General features: G+C 39.5%; 19 protein-coding genes and 1 riboswitch. Of the genes, 5 read left to right on the forward strand and 14 right to left on the reverse strand.

Annotated elements, in window-relative coordinates:
• Positions 1-165: 165 nt before the first annotated feature.
• The 10 genes from VEIS1202513_RS07930 to VEIS1202513_RS07975 form a co-directional block, all read right to left on the reverse strand.
• On the reverse strand, positions 166-978 hold the full coding sequence (locus VEIS1202513_RS07930) for an ABC transporter ATP-binding protein (protein WP_213467234.1): 813 nt from the start codon (positions 976-978) through the stop codon (positions 166-168).
• Positions 971-1768, reverse strand: a complete 798-nt coding sequence (locus tag VEIS1202513_RS07935; protein ID WP_077707644.1) for an ABC transporter ATP-binding protein — start codon at positions 1766-1768, stop codon at positions 971-973. The genes VEIS1202513_RS07930 and VEIS1202513_RS07935 overlap by 8 nt, the downstream gene beginning before the upstream one ends.
• A gap of 12 nt (positions 1769-1780) precedes the next feature.
• On the reverse strand, positions 1781-3349 hold the full coding sequence (locus VEIS1202513_RS07940; RefSeq protein ID WP_213467235.1) for an ABC transporter substrate-binding protein: 1569 nt from the start codon (positions 3347-3349) through the stop codon (positions 1781-1783).
• 149 nt (positions 3350-3498) lie between these two features.
• Complete coding sequence (gene nikC / locus VEIS1202513_RS07945; RefSeq protein WP_005385374.1) at positions 3499-4320, reverse strand: nickel transporter permease; 822 nt, start codon at positions 4318-4320, stop codon at positions 3499-3501.
• Positions 4320-5258, reverse strand: coding sequence for a nickel ABC transporter permease (nikB, locus tag VEIS1202513_RS07950; protein WP_024064676.1), 939 nt, complete (start codon positions 5256-5258; stop codon positions 4320-4322). The genes nikC and nikB overlap by 1 nt, the downstream gene beginning before the upstream one ends.
• Before the next feature lie 147 nt (positions 5259-5405).
• A riboswitch (cobalamin riboswitch) is annotated at positions 5406-5590 on the reverse strand.
• Between the two features lie 392 nt (positions 5591-5982).
• Complete coding sequence (potE, locus tag VEIS1202513_RS07955; RefSeq protein WP_178885542.1) at positions 5983-7314, reverse strand: putrescine-ornithine antiporter; 1332 nt, start codon at positions 7312-7314, stop codon at positions 5983-5985.
• Between the two features lie 616 nt (positions 7315-7930).
• Positions 7931-9358, reverse strand: a complete 1428-nt coding sequence (gene argH / locus VEIS1202513_RS07960; RefSeq protein WP_213467236.1) for an argininosuccinate lyase — start codon at positions 9356-9358, stop codon at positions 7931-7933.
• Complete coding sequence (locus VEIS1202513_RS07965) at positions 9358-10569, reverse strand: argininosuccinate synthase (protein ID WP_005381291.1); 1212 nt, start codon at positions 10567-10569, stop codon at positions 9358-9360. Before VEIS1202513_RS07965 ends, argH begins: the two co-directional genes overlap by 1 nt.
• Positions 10570-10837: 268 nt before the next feature.
• On the reverse strand, positions 10838-11539 hold the full coding sequence (locus VEIS1202513_RS07970) for a hypothetical protein (RefSeq protein ID WP_213467237.1): 702 nt from the start codon (positions 11537-11539) through the stop codon (positions 10838-10840).
• A 126-nt stretch (positions 11540-11665) separates the two neighbouring features.
• Entirely contained in the window at positions 11666-12472 is an 807-nt protein-coding gene (locus VEIS1202513_RS07975) for a transglycosylase domain-containing protein (RefSeq protein ID WP_156719561.1), read from the reverse strand.
• Positions 12473-12802: 330 nt separating this feature from the next.
• Here VEIS1202513_RS07975 and VEIS1202513_RS07980 point away from each other — a divergent pair, with 330 nt between their 5' ends.
• The gene (locus VEIS1202513_RS07980; protein WP_004695033.1) at positions 12803-13081 is read left to right on the forward strand and encodes a metal-sensing transcriptional repressor; all 279 of its coding nucleotides are present in this window, start codon (positions 12803-12805) and stop codon (positions 13079-13081) included.
• Between the two features lie 207 nt (positions 13082-13288).
• Here the strand turns inward: VEIS1202513_RS07980 and VEIS1202513_RS07985 are convergent, their stop codons facing one another.
• On the reverse strand, positions 13289-13549 hold the full coding sequence (locus VEIS1202513_RS07985) for an HPr family phosphocarrier protein (RefSeq protein WP_009352491.1): 261 nt from the start codon (positions 13547-13549) through the stop codon (positions 13289-13291).
• Between the two features lie 149 nt (positions 13550-13698).
• The gene (gene ptsP / locus VEIS1202513_RS07990; protein ID WP_213467238.1) at positions 13699-15426 is read right to left on the reverse strand and encodes a phosphoenolpyruvate--protein phosphotransferase; all 1728 of its coding nucleotides are present in this window, start codon (positions 15424-15426) and stop codon (positions 13699-13701) included.
• Positions 15427-15738: 312 nt separating this feature from the next.
• Here ptsP and dapF point away from each other — a divergent pair, with 312 nt between their 5' ends.
• The 4 genes from dapF (at position 15739) to VEIS1202513_RS08010 (ending at position 20994) form a co-directional block, all read left to right on the forward strand.
• On the forward strand, positions 15739-16572 hold the full coding sequence (dapF, locus tag VEIS1202513_RS07995) for a diaminopimelate epimerase (protein WP_213467239.1): 834 nt from the start codon (positions 15739-15741) through the stop codon (positions 16570-16572).
• 1 nt (position 16573) lies between these two features.
• Positions 16574-17971, forward strand: coding sequence for a Na+/H+ antiporter NhaC family protein (locus tag VEIS1202513_RS08000; RefSeq protein WP_213467240.1), 1398 nt, complete (start codon positions 16574-16576; stop codon positions 17969-17971).
• Positions 17972-18063: 92 nt separating this feature from the next.
• On the forward strand, positions 18064-18978 hold the full coding sequence (pfkB, locus tag VEIS1202513_RS08005; protein ID WP_213467241.1) for a 1-phosphofructokinase: 915 nt from the start codon (positions 18064-18066) through the stop codon (positions 18976-18978).
• A 33-nt stretch (positions 18979-19011) separates the two neighbouring features.
• The gene (locus VEIS1202513_RS08010) at positions 19012-20994 is read left to right on the forward strand and encodes a PTS fructose transporter subunit IIABC (protein WP_213467242.1); all 1983 of its coding nucleotides are present in this window, start codon (positions 19012-19014) and stop codon (positions 20992-20994) included.
• Between the two features lie 94 nt (positions 20995-21088).
• Here VEIS1202513_RS08010 and VEIS1202513_RS08015 read toward each other — a convergent pair whose 3' ends face one another.
• Together VEIS1202513_RS08015 and VEIS1202513_RS08020 are read right to left on the reverse strand one after the other, a co-directional pair.
• Positions 21089-21667 (reverse strand): hypothetical protein, encoded by a 579-nt coding sequence (locus tag VEIS1202513_RS08015; protein ID WP_213467243.1) that lies wholly within the window; start codon positions 21665-21667, stop codon positions 21089-21091.
• Positions 21668-21675: 8 nt separating this feature from the next.
• On the reverse strand, positions 21676-22257 hold the full coding sequence (locus VEIS1202513_RS08020; protein WP_213467244.1) for a hypothetical protein: 582 nt from the start codon (positions 22255-22257) through the stop codon (positions 21676-21678).
• Positions 22258-22398: the final 141 nt, after the last annotated feature.

Here is a 22398-nt window from a genome sequence, read left to right on the forward strand (position 1 = left end):
TATTGCTTAGTCAACTATACTATATATTTAATGTTAACACAATCATTTTTGAGAAAATTTTCGATATATTTATGTAGAAGCAAAAATTATCCGCATAATGAATAATAGATAATATAAAAATAGCAGTTAACCAAATGGCTAACTGCTATTTTATATAATCTAACTTTACGCTTTCCCAGCTTCTTCTAAGGTAAGCGGCTTATGATCTTTACCAATTTCAAAGATAGAGCTCAATAGAACCTTTGTATAAGGATGTTTAGCATCGGCTAAATGGAATGCGTCTAGCTCTTCAACGATAGCACCTTTATACATGACGACCACCTTGTGGCACATAGTACGAATGAACGCAATATCATGAGCGATAAATAGATATGTTAAATTTTTCTTCTTTTGTAAACGCGCTAGTAAATAGGCGATGGAGTCTTGTACAGACACGTCTAGAGCACTTGTTGCCTCATCTAGAACAAGAATTTCTGGTTCTAGTACAATGGCACGAGCAATAGCTACACGTTGACGTTGACCACCAGACATTTCATGAGGATAACGATGCATGAACTCGCGAGGTAGGTCTACCATTTCAAGATAGTCACCTGCGATTTGTTCTTCTTTTCCTTTTTCAAGAAGCCCAAAATTGTATAACGGTTCAAGGATAATATCCTTTACCTTCATACGCGGATTGAAAGCTGCAGATGGATCTTGGAATACCATCTGAATTTTCTTGCGGTATTCTTTCGTTTGCTCAGAGTTCATATGTTGAATCTCTACACCATCTATATAAATCTCGCCTTCTGTGATAGGCAGCATCTTCATAATCATACGAACCAAAGTCGTTTTACCAGAGCCAGATTCCCCTACAATCCCAAGGGACTCACCTTTTTCTAAGGTGATATTAATACTCTTACACGCTTCGAGCTCACCACCAGTAGGAAGTGGGAATCGTTTACATACATTTTTTAATTCTACAGCGTAATTAGTCAATGTAACGACCTCCTTCCAATGTTGGTACAGCATCTTTTAATTGCTTCGTATATTCATTAGATGGGTTTTCCAAAATATCTTGCGGTGTGCCAGCATCAACAACACGACCCTTTTTCATAACAATGATATAGTCGGACATATAGGCCGCTACACCAAGGTTATGCGTAACCATTACGATAGCCGAATTATGCTCTTTAGCAAGTTCTAGCATTTGCATAACAACTTGTGATTGTGTTGTTACATCTAAAGCAGATGTAGGTTCATCACCAATTAATAACGCAGGATCCATTGCTAATGCCATAGCAATACCCACACGTTGGCGTTGACCACCGGATAACTCATGAGGATAACGGCGCAATATATCTGCTCCATTAGGAAGAGAAACAGATTCTAATAACTCAATTGCTCGTCGATCACATTCATCATTGGTAATTTCTATATGAGATTTGAATAATTCTCTAAACTGTTTACCAATGCGAACTATTGGGTCTAAAGCACTACCACTATCTTGGAAAATCATGGCCATATCTTTACCACGTATAGCTCTCCACTCTGACTTAGATAGGGTGCGAAGGTCTTGACCATTAAAGAGCATTGTACCATCTGTGACCTCACCACCTACAGGCAATAAACCCATGAGGGCCCGGATCACGGTAGTTTTACCGGATCCGGATTCCCCTACAATAGTCAATACCTTACCGCGTTCCAAGGTAAAGTTTACATCCATAACAGCAGGCACACCTTGGTACGCGATGCTAAGGTTCTCTACAGTTAGTATGTTTTCTGCCATTATAGCTCCTTATTATTTTGTAATTTTGTTAGTAATCCAGTAGTAGTCACTTGGGTACATGACAGCACCTTTCAAGTAAGAACCAGTAATGATATTAGTTTTAGGGTAGCCTAAGAACAATGCAGCACCATCATTCATCAATAATTGTTGAATTTGAATTGCATAGTCACGACGTTTTGCAGGATCGAATTCAGTTTCAGCAGCATCTAACAATTGGTCAACTTGTGGATTGGAGTAACCAGAACCGTTTTGAGGGTTGGAACCATTGTCATTAGTATGCCAGTAGTTAGCTAAGAACCAGATTGGATCGCCTGTATTAGCAGTTACGATATTGGAAATAAGCATATCATAGTCGCCATCTTGACCCATTTTATCAATCAAGTTATAGTCAACTGTTTTGATTTTCATGTCGATACCCACTTTTTTAAGGTCTGCTTGAACAGCTTCTGCATAAAGTGGTAATTCTGCACGAGAGTTATATACTACGAAGTCAAATGTTAATGGTTTGCCATCTTTATCAAGGATGCCGTCCCCATCAGTATCTTTCCAACCATCTTCTGCTAATAATTGTTTAGAACGTTCAGGGTTATACGCATTAGGATCTTTCAAATCTTTGAAGCCATAGTCCATGGATGGTGGAATTGGTGCGGAACCAGGAATGAATGTGCCTTTTAGCAATACATCGGCATAGTTTTTACGATCTGTTGCGGAAATAACAGCTGCACGAACTTTGTCATCACCAAGAATACCTTTTTGGTTAATACGAGCCAATACTACGCGAAGAGATGCGATTTCATCAACCTTGAACTTATCGTTATTTTGGAATAAGCCCATTTCACCAGCACCGATGTTAACCGCCATATCTACGTCACCAGACTGTAAGCTCATAGCGCGCGTATTAGGATCATCGATGGAAGGAATTTCTACAGTTTTAAATGGTACTGTACCATCCCAATAGTTTTCGTTAGCAGCCATCTCAGCACGTTCTTTTGTGAAAGATTTAACTACGTATGGACCTGTACCAATAGGACCTTCTTTAGCAAAGTTACGGCCATCTTTTTCAGATTGTACATCAACGATTAGGAACAACGGATCCGCTAAAAGGCCAGGCATATTAGGATATTCTTTTGTTGTATGAATTACCAATTGTTGACCATTAGCTTCCATAGAGTCATATTCGAAGAATGTTTTTGCACGATTGGATTTTTCAAAAGCCCGTTCGATAGATGCTTTAACTGCTGCAGCATCAACTTTTTTACCATTAGAGAATTTCACCTTATCATTGATTGTGAAAGTCCACGTTTTATGGTCTGGGGATACTTCCCATTTAGATGCAATCCATGGTTGAGGTTTCATTTGTTCGTCAAACTTAGCCAATGTTTCGCCTACACCATAGCGCATAACAACCCATGCGAAGAAGTTTTCTGTAGGTTCTAATGTGGATGCGAAGTTAGTTACACCAACTTTTAAAACATCCTTATTAGCAGCACCATTATTATCAGAGCCGCAACCAGCAATGAAGGAACCCATCATTACAACGCTAAGACCTGCTAAGAGGGCTTTTTTCCAAGATTTTTTCATGTAAAATCTCCTTGTACCATTACATATAAACATAAAACATACACATCATGACCACTACAATCTACAATAGTCATAATGGAAAAACCTTATTACCGCCTATTTATATAACAACTTTCACAACACAACCTATAAATAAGCATCACACGTAACTAACCTTGGTTCTTAGGATCCACTACGTCCCGTAAGGAATCAGACCAAAGGTTAAAGATAGCAACTACGATAAGGATGGACATACCAGGGAATGCCATGAGCCAAGGGCTCGTTTGCAAATATTGGCGACCTTCGTTAAGCATAAGACCCCATTCTGGTGTTGGTGGTTGAGCACCAAATCCAAGGAAGGAAAGACCAGCAACCTCAATCATAATAGCCCCAATATCTAGTGCACCTGTTGTAACAACAAGAGGAAGGATATTGGGAATGATATGACGTCTTAGAATAGTCGTTGTAGAGGCCCCCATCATGACAGCAGCCGTTACATACTCTTCACCGCGAACTTTCAACGTCATAGACCGTACAAGACGAGCATATTTTGCCCAACCAACTACAGATAGCGCTATAATCGTATTCACAATGCTACCACCCAAAATACCAGCAATGGCAATGGCTAACACAACGCCTGGGAAGGATAACATAATATCTGCAAGACGCATGAGGACCATTTCGATTTTACCACCGAAATAACCAGCTACGGCACCGATAATAGTACCAATGCTTACCATGATAACAACGATACTGACACCCATAAACAAGGATAACTGTGTACCATAAATGATGCGAGACAATACATCACGACCAAGCTTATCTGTACCAAACCAATGTTGACTACTTGGCGCTTGTAATGCTTGACTCAGATTTGAGCTAAAAGCATCACCCGGAGCAAGCCATGGTGCAAAAATAGCAATGAGTACAACAATAATCATCAATGTACTGTAGAAAGAGAACAGTTTATGTTTTTGAATAAATTCTGCCATTATGCTCTCTCCCTTTTTAATCTAGGGTCTAACAAGATATATGACGCATCAACTAATGCATTAATACACATATATGCTAAGGCAACCCACAACACAAAACCTTCGATCAATGGATAGTCGCGCATGGTAATAGCGTAAACTGCCATGTTCCCTAAGCCAGGCCAAGAGAATACCATTTCAATAACTGCAACACCGCCTAATAACCAACCGATAACAACGCCCAGTATAGTGATAAGTGGTAATACTGCATTAGGCAAAATATGACCGAATAAAATTTTCATCTCACTCACACCACGAGCACGTGCGCCGATAACATAATCCTTTTGCATTTCTTCAAGAATAACGAGACGAACTTGGCGCATGTACTTGGACCCGACTACAACAGCTAATGTAACGGCTGGTAGAATTACACCGATAGGAGTTACACGAGAAGATGCAATAGGAACAAGTCCTAATTTAAGGCCAAAGATATAAATCAGTACAAGGCCTAACCAGAATGATGGCATAGACACGCCTACAAAGGAAGCAACGCGCAACAGATAGTCGATCCATTTGTTTCGATTTAAGGCGCTTATAATCCCTGCCGGCAATGCATAGAGCAATGTAAATACTAATGCTGTACCTGCTAGCATAACTGTCCCTGGCAAAGCCTCCAACATACGATCTACAACAGGCTTTTTAGCAGAGTAACTCATGCCCAAATCACCTTGTGCAGCATTTACAACCCAATTAGCATATTGTACTAAGAACGGTTTATCTAAGCCGAGTTGCGCACGCGTTTCATCAATTAGCTCTTGAGATACAATTGTATCTGCCGTTTCTAGTAACATCGTTACTGGATCGCCTGGTGCTAAATAAGTGAGACAAAATGTTAAAAAAGTAATGCCAAACAGTGTAACAATGAATTGACCTAGCTGTTTAGCAAAGCGTTTGCCCATAGGCGCCTCCTCCTATACTCTCTAAATACTACAATAATCTAAATGAACAACTAATATACTTATCCTCCCGATATAGCAGAGGTGCATATAGGAAAACGACAAAAAAGGTTAATCCACCTGACTAACCTAAATTAAACACGGTATATACATACCATGCTAACTAGAGCAGGCTTTCTGACTCATGATTCATCGCAACATTTCGGCCTTCCCAGTTTCCCAGTGACCCTATAATGAAACCTTGCTCCTCATTACAGCTATTTGCATAGTATGGGATTTCCACCCATTTTCCTCTTTTACGCTCGGTAATACCGACACTCATTAGTTTATTCATTTTTATCGATTATAAATATACTATATTAATATTATGTTTACAATACATATACCCCTTAGGGGTATCATTATATTTAGTAAAATCAATATAATTTTTATACTAATAAAAATTATCGATTACTGAACAAGTCTCTATTTATGTATAAACCCATACAAATCACTTTATATATATGATTTTTTCCGTATTAACTGTATCCAACTGTATATATATTAATTATTATTATAATGGTAATTTTCTCATGAATTTTTTTTATACATACCGAAAAAACTCTTAATCACTTTAGTAACTATCAATTATTTATAATTAATAAAATCATAATTAATAAGTTTGATTAATATACCAAAAAGAGGCTGTTACTAAGTAACAACCTCTTATAAGACGAGAGTTATTTAATTAATCGATACTTTGTTGTAAGCGGTGCGCTTTGCGTGTAGCCCACGCTTTACGCAAAACATAGATTACAAGACCAATGCTTACTGCCACTGCACTACCTACCATGGCATCAAAGCCACATGCATAGATAGCATATAAGCAATACACAACGCCTGCACCAAATACGTAATTGTAGCGTTTAATACGGCTTTCAGCTACGCCAGCCATACGCATCATTGTAGGTACAGCTAAGATGCACAATACATATGGTACTACGTTAGTTACAACCGCTAAGTTGACCAATACTTCAAATTGCTCACGCAAGGAATCACTTGCAGTGAACAATGTAAGTAATGTTTCAACAGCGAGTAGAATGAATACGCCACGAACAGGAGCATCATTACTATTTACACGAGCGAATACTTTAGGGAAGTAACCATGTTCCGCTGCGCTTTTAAATACGCGAGACAATGTGAATTGCCAGCAAAGCAAAGCGCCAAAGCAAGAAATAACCATTGCAGCCATCACGATGTTTGCAATTGTATCATTGAACATGTATACGAATGTCAAACCGAATGGTGCGTTAGAATTTAATAAGTCGATGTTAGGCACGATACCGGCCATAACGTTTGTGGACAAGATGTAAACCACTGCCACTGCTAATGTACCTGCCACAGTTGCGATAGGTACGTTTTTCTTTGGATTCTCAACAGCATCAGCATTAGCCGCTGCGGACTCAAATCCTAGGAAGCCCCACAAAGTGAGGGAAATGGATTGTTTTACTGCATCGTAAAACGGAAGATCATTTGGGTTCCAAGCCGCCCAATAAATAGACGGGTCAAACCAATACCAGCCGATTGTACCAATTAATAAAACCGGCACAATAGAGCCCCAAATAGTCATGTTGCTGAGTCGACCTGTGAAGCGATTACCACGGAAGTTCAAAATCGCTGCAAACCACAAAAGTACAATTGTTACTTGGCTTGTTTGTGTTGCATTAAGGTCAACACCAAAGAAAGCTGCGCCATAACCTACGGCAGACACCGCGATGGCGATATTAGCAATGATGAGAGATATGCTGTAAGCATAGCTCGCCATAAAATGTCCAGTTTTACCGAAGCGGTGTTCTGCATAACCGCCCATGCCCCCTCTAATCTGAGAGAACATACCCGCTTGAGCAAAAATATACGCTAACAGAAGCGCACCCACAGCTGTTACGAGCCAAGATAAAACTGAAATAGTACCAACTTGAGCCAAATTAGTTGGTAACATAATGATCCCAGCTCCTAGCATATTGGCTGCTACCATTGTGGTTAGCTGGAATACAGACATTTTTTTAGCGGTGGTTTTCATGTATCAATCCCCTTTCGAAAGGTGAATTTTTTCTCGTCCATAATTCACTTAAATATAATATACCGCTAAGTAAATTCAGTTCGTGCTGTGATGGGCTTGAATGTGAATTTACCGTTGTTATTCTTATTACGAATTAAATAATAACACCTATGAACCCAAAATGAAAGTACTTTATTGGCGGACAAGCATTATTACACGAATTGAATAAATTATAGTTAATTTATCATCTAAAACGAACAGAACTCATTTTAACAATGACAGGGTATGTTTTTACCCCATTTTATTCTGTGTATATATGTGATTTTTACTATCTATCATGGTTATAGTGTCGTAGTACAAGACTATTGTTTTTGCACAGTCCACTGTATACGTACACAAATTTACACCATTTTAATAGTAATTTATCAATTAGAATACCTCTTTTCTAGAAATTATCTATCATTCAAATAAAAAAATCGATATACACATAAGCTTAAAGGTTAATATAAAGCACTTTAACATAAGACTTATATGTATATCGATCTTAAATTTTCAATGTCACATGTAACGATTACTCTGAATGTTACTCTTGTACAGTATGTGGCCCTAAATCAAAACATTAGGCTTACTAAAGCAGTTATGCTTGCACAGATTCAACAATTGCTTTCCACTGAGCAATTTGTTTTTCTTCTCCGGCGATAACAGCTTTACCATTGTTCCGTTGTCTTTCCACACATTCTGGAGCAGTACCAGAATAGTTATTACGGCCAGCTATGCAAGCTTCGATGGAAATGGCATCAAGGATATCTGCATCGAAGTGATCAGAGATAGCTTTGAAGTCGTCAACGGATAAATCAAGCAATACGCAACCTTTTTCAATGCAATGATGTACAGCATTACCTACGATTTCATGAGCTTCACGGAATGGAACACCTTTTTTCGCAAGGTAATCGGCCATATCTGTAGCATTAGAGAAGTCATCATCGAGGACAGCTTTCATATGCGCCCCATTGACCTTCATACCACGGACCATAGCCGCATTAATGGACAATGCAAAGTGTACTGTATCGATAGCATCAAAAATACCCTCTTTATCCTCTTGCATATCTTTATTATATGTAAGTGGCAAGCCTTTTAATGTAGTTAATAAACCTAACAAGTGGCCATAGGTACGACCTGTTTTACCACGAACAAGTTCACATACGTCAGGATTTTTCTTTTGTGGCATAATGCTAGAGCCTGTGCAATGAGCATCATCGAGTTCAATGAAGTTAAACTCATTGGTAGACCACAAAATCAATTCTTCGCTAAGACGGCTCAAGTGCATCATCACAAGAGATGCAAAGGACAAGAATTCAACTACATAGTCACGGTCGGATACGGCATCCATACTATTTTCGTAAATACGAGAGAAGCCGAGTAGCTTTTGCGTATAGGTTTGATCAATACCGTACGTAGAACCAGCTAAGGCCCCTGCACCAAGTGGCATGATGTCTGCGTGTTTGAAGACCATCAACAAACGGTCAAAGTCGCGCTCTAGCATAGAGAAGTACGCCATCATATGATGACCAAACAATACAGGTTGAGCCCGTTGTAAATGCGTATAGCCAGGCATGATAACATCGCTGTATTTTTCAGCCGTTTCTATGAGAGCTTTTTGCATATCTACAATAAGCTCGCCCATTTCTACTACGGCTTTACGCACGTACATGTGCAAATCTACTGCGCATTGGTCATTACGGCTACGGCCGGTATGTAAGCGGCCACCTGCTTCGCCAATCTCATCAGTTAAGCGTTTTTCAATATTCATATGAATATCTTCAAGAGCCACGGAGAATGGGAACTCTCCTTTATCGATTTGGCCTTTAATCTTTGTTAAGCCCTCAACAATAGCGTCCCGATCTGCGTCGGAGATAATATTTTGTTTTGCCAGCATTGTAGCATGTGCTTTACTGCCTGCAATATCTTCGGCGTACATCCGCGCATCAAAAGCGATAGAGGATGTAAAATCCTCTACCGCTTTATCAGTGCCTTTTGTGAAACGCCCGCCCCACAATTTAGCCATTATTTACCTGCCTTTTCTTTCATTAATGCATTAATTTTAAGAGGTAAACCGAACAAGTTGATGAAACCAGCCGCATCAGCTTGGTTGTATACATCATCTTCTTCGAATGTTACGAAATCTTCGCTGTACAAGGAGTATGGAGAAGTTGCACCAGCAGAGATAATGTTGCCTTTGTACAATTTAAGTTTTACTTCACCAGTTACAGTTTTTTGAGTTTCATCAACGAATGCTTGCAAAGCGTTCATCAATGGTGCGAACCACATGCCATCGTATACAAGTTCAGCGTATTTGTTAGCAATGAGTTCTTTGTAGTGGTATGTAGCTCTGTCGAGGCAAAGGTATTCAAGTTCTCTGTGAGCATACATGATGATGGATCCACCCGGGTTTTCATAAACGCCACGGGATTTCATGCCTACTAGTCTATTTTCAACGATATCCACAACGCCTACGCCATAGTGTGCACCGATTTCATTGAGTTTTTCTAACAATTGTAAAGGAGTACCTTCTTGGCCATCTACTGCTACAGGTACGCCATCTTTGAAGGATACAGTTACATAACCAGCTTCATCTGGAGCTTGTTCAGGAGTATGTGTTACCAAGTACACATCATCTTTAGGAGCATTTGCTGGATTTTCAAGATCGCCGCCTTCATGGGACAAATGCCATACGTTTTGGTCCATGGAATATGGATGAGATTTTGTAGCTACAACTGGAATATCATGTTTAGCTGCATATTCCATGCAGTCTGTTCTGGATTTCAAATCCCATTCTCTCCAAGGAGCGATGATTTTCATATTAGGAGCCAATGCTTTGATAGCAAGTTCGAAACGAACTTGGTCATTACCTTTACCAGTCGCACCGTGAGCGATAGCATCAGCGCCTTCTTTTTTAGCAATATCTACAAGGATTTTACCGATTAAAGGTCTAGCGAAGGATGTACCTAATAAATATTTACCTTCATAAACTGCACCCGCTTTTACTGTTGGCCATACATAATCTTTTACGAACTCTTCTTTAGCATCAACGATGTACGCTTTAGAAGCACCGGATTTGATTGCTTTTTTCTCAACTGCATCATAATCCTCAGGTTGGCCCAAGTCTACGCACACTGCGATAACTTCAGCGCCATAATTTTCTTTTAACCAAGGAATGATAACGGATGTGTCTAAACCACCAGAATATGCGAGTACTACTTTATTTGCTTTACCCATGATAACACCTCATAAAAAACTTACTATGTATTTAAACTCATATAATCAATATTATATCAGATAATTGTGAAAGCACCGTGGCATCTAGCTCACCGGTCATTCCCTCTTTCTGACAGAAAATAGTATACACCTGCATAATTATAAATGCAAGCATTATTTTTATCCAATTTAGTAATATGTTTCGATTCCGAACTAATATAATACAAAAGCTATATCCAGTGATTTAATACTAGATATAGCTTCATTTCTTACGATGTACTATCTATGCTTACTTAATATCAATAGGTGAAAATTGGTAATCTAAAGCTATCTTATAATCTGTAGTTGTATTTATTGATGCTTTTAAAGTATTAACTATTAAAGACTGAATTTCATCTATAACCGAGTAAAGCTCATTTTGAGCTTCATTAATAATCGCTTCAATACGAACATCTAAATCATAAGACCTAGAAATTCTATAATCACCTGTACTGTAGTCTACATTGCTAAATAGCTTTAATATATTTATCTTAGATATCGCTGTATCGAAAGCATTTATACTATTTAAAATATTATTTTTATCTATTTCATTTACGCCTATAACGGTCTCATTTTGAATATGTGGGATTGAATCCACAATGTATTGCTCTCTAACAGCAACTCGCAAAGACTCATCAGTCATTATTTGTTCTCTATCTAACGCTTTATCCCAAAAACAATGCCTTACAGTCATACAATCATGTTCATCATCGTAGTAAACTATCCAGTTTTCAAATTTATTAGCATCTGTTTGTTCAATATAAAAGATTTCACGGGCATAGGAATCAATATCAAGTGCGTCAGACTTATAATCTAATCCTCCAGGACCTCTTAAATAATAGGATATAAAATTCTCTAATCGAAGCATAGCAAACTTAATAATAGGTTTTGCTCCAATATAAATAGATAAAAAATTGCCTTCCTCATACTGCTTTAATTCAATATTATCCAATAATTATGCTCCTAATACTCAAAACTCTCTCTAAATTTATGTATCTATTATTACTAATGTAGCAAAAAAATCTCTGTTCGCCAATTAATTATTCATTAGCAAACAGAGATTATAAAATATATTCAATTATTCATCCACAAGTTCCAAGTCTTGTTGGTATGCATAGTCCGCTTCCGCTTGTGTAATCATACCTTGGTCTACCATTTGTTCAAGCACCAGTTTTTGTCTAGCCTTAGCTCCTTTATAGTTTGTATATGGATCTAAATAGGATGGTGCATTAGGTAGTGCTGCAAGGAGTGCACTTTGCCCTAGTGTCAATCGGCTTGGGCTCGTTCCAAAGTAGCCATGCGCAGCTTCGTAAATGCCGTAGTAATTATGACCATAATATACAGTATTTAAATACATGGTAAGGATTTCTTCCTTTGAGTAGTAATGTTCCATTTCACTAGCAAGGATTGCTTCTTCCACCTTACGGCTCATGATGCGTTTTGATGAAAGGAAGAGATTTTTTACTACTTGTTGTGTAATAGTACTACCCCCCTCTACAGTTTCGCCTGCTATAGTATTGGTATAAAAGGCGCGAATAATACCGAGCACATCAATAGCTCCATGTTTATAGTACCGCTTATCCTCAATAGCGATAAGTGCATTCTTTGTATATTCTGGAATGACATCACCCTTCACCCAGTGTTCTTTAGAAACACGTTGATTAAGGGCCGCCTCTACCTTTTCTTTAAATGTAAATATTCGTATGATACGATCTGTACGACTGAGGGTGTCTTCACTTTGTTCTATGCGTTTTTCAACAGTTGTGTGAGCCTTACTTTCACGATTTGTACCTTGAAAGCTATGGTATCCATCATATATAAACATGGCCAATATGATGACCACCACGAACACCACTAGATTTCGAAGGTAGCGAAACACTTTCATTGCTTTCACCTATTTCATAAAGGACCATAGTATACATACAGTTATGAACTAACAGTATCTACAACGCCTTATATACATATACTACTATAATGTGTATTAAATGTATTGTATCATATCAATCAAGAAGAAGATATGGATAGACCTTGCTATTATAGCTGTTAGGAAAAGAATTCTAACAATATAAAAGAGAGAATCTTACTATTTATAACCAAGCGTATATCTACATATACAGATTTTATTCATATTAGGTATACTTATTAAGTTGTATTATAAACTTTACATGGAGTATAATAGTAAAGATGATAAAAACATGCCCATTGGAGGAGTATTATGAAACAATGTATGGATTCAGAAAATCTACATCGTCGATTGCGTAAAATCCTTGGTCAAGTGCAAGCTATTGATCGAATGATTGAAGAAGACATTCCATGCGAAGATGTGTTGAGCCAAATTAATGCAGCAAAATCTGCACTACATAAAGTAGGTCAAGTAGTCCTTGAAGGGCATATCAACCACTGCGTACGAGATGGTATCGAACACGGTGACGTAGAAAAAACCATTAGCGACTTTACAAAGGCTGTAGAGCGCTTTGCAAACATGGGAAAATAAAGAAGAGGCTAAACCGCCTCTTCTTTTTTTTGAATCTACACGCTAATAGTTTTGTAAATTCGCCATATTAAATTAAAGGTACCATTTAATCAAACCAACCAAAACTTAGAACATATACAAAAACATATATATAAAACATATACATATAATATATATCAACAACAAAGGACTCTACATTCGTAGAGTCCTTTATATTACCACAAAGTATTAGTCGTGGTTAGTTGTTAAGAATTCGCTCAATGCAGCGAGTGCGTCATCTTCGTCAGCACCGTCAGCTGTCAATGTAACAGATGTGCCTTTTGTAGCGCCCAAAGTCAATACAGTTAAAATAGATTTAGCATCAGCTGTTTTACCGTTAGCAGCGATTGTCACTTTGGAAGCGTATTTAGCAGCCAATTGTGTGAAAGCTGTAGCAGGACGAGCATGTAAACCAGATTCGTTAGTAATTTCTACTGTTAATTCTTTCATGATAACCTCTTTCTATCTCGATAGGTAGTACCTATCCCATACGTTCTAATAGATATATTGTATCAATTTCAAGCATTTCAATTCAAGTATATTAAAAGTTATTTACTATGTACTGATTCGCTTAACATTTATCTTTAATCTATACAGAATTATAATAAGCCTTTTTCGGCTAGTACAGATTTAGCATATTCTGTAATTTCTTCAGCTGTATCCATAGCAAGCGCTTTATTAGCCACCTCTTCACATTCTGCTTTAGAAACGGAACGCAAGATTTTCTTAATAAGTGGTATAGATGACGCTGTCATAGAGAATTCGTCAAGGCCAAGGCCTAATAGAATCATTGTGGCTACAGGATCACTAGCAAGTTCACCGCACATGCCTGTAAATTTACCTTGTTCATGGCTCGCATCGATAACATGCTTGATAAGACGTAATACACCTGGATGCAATGGTTGGTATAAAGAACCAATAGACTCGTTCATACGGTCTACCGCCAAGGTGTATTGGCATAAATCATTTGTACCAATACTGAAGAAGTCTACGTATTTAGCCAAAATTGGAGAAATAACAGCAGCCGCAGGCACTTCGATCATAATACCAACCTTGATATCCTTGTTGAATTCTTTGCCTTCTGCTGTAAGTTCTGCCTTACATTCTTCGAGCATAGCATTCGCTTGTTTCACTTCTTCTACGGAAGCAATCATTGGATACATGATGTGAATATCGCCAAAGGAACTAGCACGCAATAACGCACGCAATTGTACTTTGAAGATATCCGGACGGTTCAAGGAAATACGAATCGCACGATAACCAAGGAATGGATTCATTTCACTTGGCAAATCAAGACATTTCAATTCTTTATCGCCACCGATATCCATGGTACGGATAATAACAGGTTGGCCCTGCATATCTTCTGCAACCTTTTTATATTCTTCAAACTGTACATCTTCTGTTGGTAACTCGTCGTTTTCCATGTACAAGAATTCTGTACGATATAAGCCGATGCCTTGTGCGCCCATTGTAAGAGCGTGTTTAGCATCTTTAGACTTACCGATGTTACCGAATAATTCTACATGATGACCATCAGTAGTCTTAGCTTCAAGATTGGCAGATTCGCGCAACCGTTTCAATTCCTCTTGGTATGCAGCCGCTTGATTTGTATATTCAGTCCAATCCGCATCAGATGGATTTGTTTCCACAATACCATCTGTACCAAGTACAACTGCTTTCTCGCCATCTACGAAGCCTTCAATATCACCAACGCCCATAACGGCAGGGACTTCCAAGGTGCGTGCCATGATAGCCGCATGAGATGTAGGACCACCAGCAGCTGTTACAATGCCTTTTACCACATTTTTATCAAGAGAAGCTGTATCAGATGGTGCCAAATCATGAGCCACCAAAATAACCTCTCCAGAAATATGGGATAAACCACGAGGGTTCATGCCTAACATATTGCGCATCAAACGATCACCAATATCTTTGATATCTGCACCGCGTTCACGCATATATGGATCTTCCATACCGAGGAAGATATTCGCAAAGGTTTCAATAGTTTGAGCTGTAGCCGCTACCACATTTGTATGGCTAGTCTCAACAAGGGATTTAATACCATCAGACAAGGATGGGTCTTGCGCGATTTGCATATGCGCTTCAAAAATCGCCGCCTCTTCAGGGCCCATGTCTTTCAACGCCTTTTGACGAATTGTATCTAATTGCTTTAAGGTAGCTGCCATAGCAGAAGCGAACTTACCAATTTCCGCTTCTACCTTATCCTCTGCTACAGTGTAATCAGGAATGACAATTTCCTCTTGAATATATCTATATACATTGCCTACTGCAACGCCACGAGATCCAGAAATCCCTTGAATTCGCATATGTGTTCCTCTTTCTATTACGATAAACTACATTACTATATATTCTATCATTTCTCTGACAAACAATAAAGTAATTAGACAACATCTATCAGCCTTAAGCGGCATCCCACATGGGTTGTTTTTGACGCATCAATCAATTTAGCTCGGCACTAAAAGAAGGTTAATTTTTCGTCTATTTCGCTATAATTTTATAAAGTTCCACCACATAATTAAGGGTCATTTATGATATAATAATATAGAATATATAATAATATACATATGAGACTTTCACGGGCTTCATGGTGAAAGTCTTACTTATTGATAGGAGACTTTATGAAATTAACTAAAATGCATGGTCTTGGCAATGATTTCATCCTCTTTGCCGACCCTCAAGGTGCTAACAAAGACTATACTGATTTGGCGATTCGCCTTTGCGATCGTCGTACTGGTATCGGTGCTGATGGTCTTGCCATTCTAGTTCCTTCAAAAACCTGTGATGTGCGCATGCGCATTATCAACTCTGATGGTAGTGAAGCAGAAATGTGCGGCAACGCCATTCGATGCTTTGCCAAATATGCCTATGAACACGGTGAAATTACTAAAGAAACTTTTACCATCGAAACCTTGGCCGGTGTAATGAAACCTACCTTAACTATCGAAAATGGTATAGTCACACAAGTTACTGTAGACATGGGCAAACCATTCTTTGCAGCCCAAGACATTCCGATGGATGTAAATATGGATAAGGTTATCGACGTAGACCTCGATGTAAACGGCGAAACAGTAACAGTAAGCTCCGTATTACTCGGCGTGCCTCATACAGAGGTGTATATCAATGACATTACAAAGGCGCCTGTAACGACACAAGGTCCTATCATTGAAAAACACGATGCATTCCCATCCAATACAAATGTTAACTACATTGAGGTAGTAAATGATAAGCACATCAAGGTTCGCACATGGGAACGCGGTGCCGGCGCTACCTTAGCATGTGGTACAGGCTCTTGTGCTTCTGCTGTTATGTCCTTTGAAAAAGGCTTAACTGGTCGCGAAGTAGATGTAGAGCTTTATTTAGGAACATTACATATTTCATACTTGGAGGATGGCACGGTGCTCATGACTGGCCCTGCTGAGGAAGTCTTCGAAACAGAACTTCCTATTGATTAAGATGAAGTGGTTACAACTCATATTAAATGCGTTTCTAAAGTATCAACAAGGCCGTTCTCTAATGCCGAAAAATATGGAGTCGCTCATAGGTTTACTCATATCGATCCTCGTCATTATCATCGCCGTAGCTAACGGTATTGCTATTGGTTACGCCTTGATAGTGGTATGGTGCATCATGGCCTATGTATTCTATCGCCAAGGATACCAACCAAAAGAACTGCTAAACCTATCATGGACAGGTGCTAAAACATCGATTGTAGTAATGCAAATATTCTTGCTTATCGGTTGGCTCATTGCTATGTGGCAAGCAGCAGGCATCATCCCTATGATTATCGCCACCGGCATCGACTTGATTGATCCGTCCCTCTTTATTGCTTGTGCCTTCTTAATAACAGCGATTGTTAGCATGCTATTAGGTACAGCTTTCGGTACTGTAGGCACCATAGGCATTGTATTCATCACGATGGCAAGAGCCGGTAATATTCCAGAGGATATCGTAGCAGGTGCCATTATAGCCGGTGCATACTTTGGTGATCGTAACGGCCCATTGTCATCTAGCGCATCACTGGTAGCAGCCTTAACACATACTAAGGTTTCTAGTAATATACCAATTATGTTTAAAGCGGGACTACCTGCACTTGTTATTTCTACAGTGCTCTACCTAATGCTGTCCCAGTGGTTCCCGCTAAACTATGAAAATAGTTTGTTATCCGATACAATCCATTTTATCTTCAATATTGATTGGACATTGTGGATTCCAGTGATTATCGTCATCGCTTTATTGCCTTTGAAAGTATCTATCCGTTGGCCTATCGGCCTCAGCGCATTAGCCGCAGCCATTCTGGCTTATACTAATCAAGGGGCTACCCTTTCCGATTTAGGCTGGTATACCTTAACGGGCTTTGAGCTACCACATTATAATCCACTGGCCAATATCATTCATGGCGGTGGATTACAAACGATGTTTATCCCTACCCTATCCATCTTTATGGCCACTGCCATTTCTGGCATGCTCGAAGGGGTTGGCTTCTGGAATGATATTAGACAACTATTAGAGCGAGCTAAAACACGGAGCGATGTATTTGCTGCCAATGTAGGCCTCGCACTCTTAACCGGCTCTGTAGGCTGTAGCCAAGCTATAGCAGTTGTGATGACCCACTCTATTATGCGTATTACGTACGCACAGCGAGGCATTCAGGACGAAGATGTGATGCTCGACTTTGAAAATAGTGGCATCGTCATTGCCGCCTTACAACCATGGAACATCGCTGCTTACGTACCTGTAGTTATGATGGGTACTAGCACAGCTGGCTATGTGCCATTCGCCTTCTTCCTATACCTCGTACCACTCCTTTACTGGTTACGACTACGGAATCAAGATCAATCAATCATAGGCTAATTACAAAATCAATCAAATTTACGCTAATAATTTACGCTAATTACAAGATTAACCAATCATAAGCTAATAATTTATCTTAAAGGGGAATTTGTATGATTTACACCATTACCTTTAACCCAGCCCTCGATTATATCGTGCGCCTAGACCACCTCAAGACAGGCACCATTAATCGTACAACCCAAGAATACGTTCTTGGTGGCGGCAAGGGTATTAACGTATCTATCGTGCTCAACAACTTGGGCATGGATACAACGGCACTCGGTTTCATCGCAGGATTTACAGGTGAAGAAATCGTTACGCAGCTCAATAGCTTCGGCGTAAAAGAAGAGTTTATTCGACTCCGCGAAGGATTAACCCGCATCAATGTTAAGGTGAAAGCCTCTGATGAGGAAACAGAGATCAACGGCCGTGGACCAATTATCTCGGATGACGAATTAGAAGCCCTCTATAAACAGCTCGATGCATTGACAGATAAGGATACACTAATCCTTGCAGGCAGTATTCCTTCTAGCTTACCTAGCGATATGTACGAGCTCATTATGGAGCGTTTACAACATAAAAACATTCGTATCGTCGTAGATGCTACAAAGGATTTACTTACACGAGTATTGCCATATAAACCATTCTTGATTAAACCTAACAATCATGAGCTTAGCGAAATCTTCGGTCGCCCCCTTTCTACAAAGGATGACCTTGTAGAATCTGCCAAAGCATTGCAAGAGAAAGGCGCACAGCATGTGCTTATCTCTATGGCTGGTGATGGGGCTATCTTGGTCGCAGCTGATGGCACTGTATATACGAGCCCTGCCCCTAAGGGGACGCTCGTAAATTCTGTAGGCGCCGGCGATTCCATGGTAGCAGGCTTTATTACAGGCTTTGAAAAGACAGGCGACCTACAAGAGGCTCTTTACTGGGGTATCTCCAGTGGCTCTGCCTCCGCTTACTCTGAAAACCTCGCTACACTGTCAGAAGTAGAAGCATTACTTTCACAAGTACGAGTTAACTAGTTTTACATTTTATTTGCATCAAGGAGTACACATATGCAAATCACTGATTTATTAAAACCTCAATCCGTCCTGCTAAATGCAGACCCTGTTACAAAGGCTGACGCCATTTATACCTTAGGCGAGTTAATGGAAAAAGGCGGTAACCTCATCGACAAAGGTGAGTACTTAGCAGCCGTTTTCGCTCGTGAGGAATCTGGCTCTACCGGCCTTGGTGACGGCATCGCTACACCACATGCTAAATCTGCAGGCGTAAAAGAAGCAGGCCTAGCAGCTATGGTTGTGCCTCACGGCGTAGACTTCGAAGCACTCGACGGTCAACCTTCTCGTTTATTCTTCATGATTGCTGCACCAGAAGGCGCAGCTGACACTCATGTAGAGGTATTGAGCCAATTAGCTATGATGGTTATCGACCCTGATTTCAAAGAAGCCCTCATAGCTGCTCCTACTGTAGAACGTTTCTTGGAACTCGTAACAGCTAAAGAGCAAGGTAACTTTGATCCATCCGTAGAAGGATATATCAAACCAGCAGAGGATCAAAAAGCAACCAGCATTACCGATGCTATCGAAGCAAAGGCTACAGAAGCAATTGAAAAGGTAGCACCTAAGATTTCTGTAGATAACCCGCATTATGATGTACTTGCTGTTACTGGCTGCCCTACAGGCATTGCACATACCTATATGGCGGCTGAATCTTTAGAACGCAAAGCTAAAGAAATGGGTGTTTCTTTAAAAGTAGAAAAGAATGGTGCATCTGGTGTTAAAGACGCTCTTACAGCAGAAGAAATCGAGCACGCTAAATGCATTATCGTAGCTTCTGACCGTCAAGTAGAGATGGCACGCTTTGATGGCAAACCTATGATTCAAACTAAGGTTGCGAACGGCATCAATAAAGCGGAAGAGTTATTGCGTGAAGCTATGGCTGGTACAGCACCTGTATACCATGCTTCCCCATCTGACAAAAATGGTGCAGTGGCTGCATTCGATGCGGCAGATAACTTTGGTCGTCAAATCTACAAACATTTGATGAATGGTGTCTCCCACATGTTGCCATTCGTTATCGGTGGCGGTATCTTAATTGCCCTTGCCTTTTTATTCGATGTATTCGACCCAGCAAATCCTAAAAACTTTGGTTCCGGTACACCTCTTGCAGCTTTCTTAATGCAAATCGGTGGCGCTTCCTTCGGCTTCATGTTACCAGTATTAGCGGGTTACATCGCTATGAGTATTGCTGACCGTCCAGGTCTTGTAGCTGGTTTCGTTGGTGGCTTATTAGCTAACCAAGGTGGCTCTGGTTTCCTAGGCGCATTGATTGCCGGTTTCGCAGCAGGTTATTTAGTATTATTAGTTAAGAAATTAGTATCTGGTTTGCCTCAAGCATTAGAAGGTACAAAACCGGTTCTCTTCTACCCTGTACTTGGCGTATTGTTCATCGGTATCGCTATTACCTTTATCATCAATCCTCCTGTATCTGCACTTAACCACTGGTTAATGGACTCCTTGCAATCCATGGGCACTACTAGCCGCGTATTGTTAGGTCTTATCTTTGGTGCCATGATGTCTGTTGATATGGGTGGTCCTGTAAACAAGGCTGCTTACGTTATCGGTACTGGCGCCCTTGCTACTGGTGAATACGGTATCATGGCGGCTGTAATGGCAGGCGGTATGGTTCCTCCGTTAGCAATTGCGCTTTGTACTACATTCTTCCCTAGCCGCTTTACAGAAGCAGAACGTAAATCTGGTATCACTAACTACATCATGGGCCTCTCCTTCATCACAGAAGGGGCTATCCCATTTGCAGCGGCTGATCCAGTTCGCGTATTACCAGCTTGCATCATCGGTGCTGGTACAGCTGGCGCATTGTCCATGTTCTTCGAATGTACATTACGCGCTCCTCACGGCGGTATCTTCGTAGTACCAACAATCGGTAACCCACTCCTATACCTTGCATCCATCGCAATCGGTTCCGTTGTGGCTTGCTTCATCTTGGCACTTGTAAAACCAAGCCTAAAAAAATAATTGTAAAAGCTAGTATAATACTAGTACATATGCTAAATAAGTACATATAGCAAAAGGACTAGAACAAAATGTTCTAGTCCTTTTCTTATGTAAACTATCGACTTACATCATCATAAAATATGCCAAATACTTTCTTGAAAACTCGATTTGCTACATGATAGCTTTCAAAATCAAAGTCAGTCGGTGTTAAAAATGTAACATGCTCATACCCTTTATAACCAGGTTGTGTAGTTTTCCTTTCACCATGCAGCGTGTAATCCTGTTGAGCCTTAACAGTACCAACAATTCCAGAATCATCCATTTTCATATTCCATATTTCACCTAAATAAAAATCCGGAAATTGTTGTTTAAACTCTGGCATTCTTGCGACTAAATTAGCAAAGGAATAATTTAAGTTATAGTCATAATGAATTGTGTATTCTCGAATCAAATTAGACGAAGGCAATACAACATAAATCTTAGCCTCGATACTTTTGGTACTGGTACTTGTGGACACATCTTTGACTGTACTCAACTCAATGTATTTACCATCTCCACCACCAGTATCACCTTTAGATATAATATGTTCAAAACGACTTGTATCTCGTAATTCAACATTAGAAACGGCTTTCACAGAAGTAAAAGACACACACCATACGCATAAGATGCCCATAATAAATAAGAAACGTTTCATAAGGCACCTCATTTCACGACAATATCATCAAAATGCTGCTGATATGCAACGACAAACATAGCATCTGCTATAGCAAAAAGATCTTGATCTGAACGACTACGGTCAAGCGGTCGTGATTGATGTAGCAATCTAGCTGGGCTATTAACCACAGTGCCATCCCAAGTGTATCGTTTGACCGCTTGTAACTCAATTTGTATACCAGAATCATCTTGTGCAGCCTTAATAACAGCATACATAGCTGGCGACGGTTTTACACTCTTCTGGGCTTGTATTAAGCTAGCCAAGGAATAATTCGTATCATAGGTAGCAGTCAATTCATATTCCGTAATAGCCCAATCACGAGCACGTTCGTTTACAGAATAAACAGTACCTTTCAATTTATAATGTGGTGCTGCATATTCTAGAGACTCCACAGAATAGGTATTTAAAAAGAATACATCCCTATTACTTGAACCATCACCATAAGAATATGTTTTCTCATATACATTTTTAAACTGAGGCGAACTATTTAACTCATTAATCGATATAGCTTGTGTCTGTATAGTGAAAGTAGCTAGTACAGTACAGGCTATCAAGAATTTTCTAAACATACTCTCTCCTTTATAATAGAAAACCAGTTAAATTACAAAAAGCATATCATATTTTGTGGAAAAATGTACATATAATAAAAACTACTTCAAATCATTAAAGACAATAAGTAACATACTATACACTTTAAATTTATTTATATT

Source organism: Veillonella orientalis, assembly GCF_018406505.1.
Classification (GTDB): Bacteria; Bacillota; Negativicutes; order Veillonellales; family Veillonellaceae; genus Veillonella; species Veillonella nakazawae.

Coding starts and splice junctions, on each gene's coding strand:
- VEIS1202513_RS07985 (WP_009352491.1), bottom strand. CDS start 13,549: ATGAAAGAATTAACAGTAGAAATTACTAACGAATCTGGTTTACATGCT.
- VEIS1202513_RS08010 (WP_213467242.1), top strand. CDS start 19,012: ATGCAAATCACTGATTTATTAAAACCTCAATCCGTCCTGCTAAATGCA.
- VEIS1202513_RS07980 (WP_004695033.1), top strand. CDS start 12,803: ATGAAACAATGTATGGATTCAGAAAATCTACATCGTCGATTGCGTAAA.
- ptsP (WP_213467238.1), bottom strand. CDS start 15,426: ATGCGAATTCAAGGGATTTCTGGATCTCGTGGCGTTGCAGTAGGCAAT.
- VEIS1202513_RS08015 (WP_213467243.1), bottom strand. CDS start 21,667: ATGAAACGTTTCTTATTTATTATGGGCATCTTATGCGTATGGTGTGTG.
- VEIS1202513_RS07935 (WP_077707644.1), bottom strand. CDS start 1,768: ATGGCAGAAAACATACTAACTGTAGAGAACCTTAGCATCGCGTACCAA.
- VEIS1202513_RS07965 (WP_005381291.1), bottom strand. CDS start 10,569: ATGGGTAAAGCAAATAAAGTAGTACTCGCATATTCTGGTGGTTTAGAC.
- pfkB (WP_213467241.1), top strand. CDS start 18,064: ATGATTTACACCATTACCTTTAACCCAGCCCTCGATTATATCGTGCGC.
- nikB (WP_024064676.1), bottom strand. CDS start 5,258: ATGGGCAAACGCTTTGCTAAACAGCTAGGTCAATTCATTGTTACACTG.
- VEIS1202513_RS07940 (WP_213467235.1), bottom strand. CDS start 3,349: ATGAAAAAATCTTGGAAAAAAGCCCTCTTAGCAGGTCTTAGCGTTGTA.
- argH (WP_213467236.1), bottom strand. CDS start 9,358: ATGGCTAAATTGTGGGGCGGGCGTTTCACAAAAGGCACTGATAAAGCG.
- nikC (WP_005385374.1), bottom strand. CDS start 4,320: ATGGCAGAATTTATTCAAAAACATAAACTGTTCTCTTTCTACAGTACA.
- potE (WP_178885542.1), bottom strand. CDS start 7,314: ATGAAAACCACCGCTAAAAAAATGTCTGTATTCCAGCTAACCACAATG.
- VEIS1202513_RS08000 (WP_213467240.1), top strand. CDS start 16,574: ATGAAGTGGTTACAACTCATATTAAATGCGTTTCTAAAGTATCAACAA.
- dapF (WP_213467239.1), top strand. CDS start 15,739: ATGAAATTAACTAAAATGCATGGTCTTGGCAATGATTTCATCCTCTTT.
- VEIS1202513_RS08020 (WP_213467244.1), bottom strand. CDS start 22,257: ATGTTTAGAAAATTCTTGATAGCCTGTACTGTACTAGCTACTTTCACT.
- VEIS1202513_RS07975 (WP_156719561.1), bottom strand. CDS start 12,472: ATGAAAGTGTTTCGCTACCTTCGAAATCTAGTGGTGTTCGTGGTGGTC.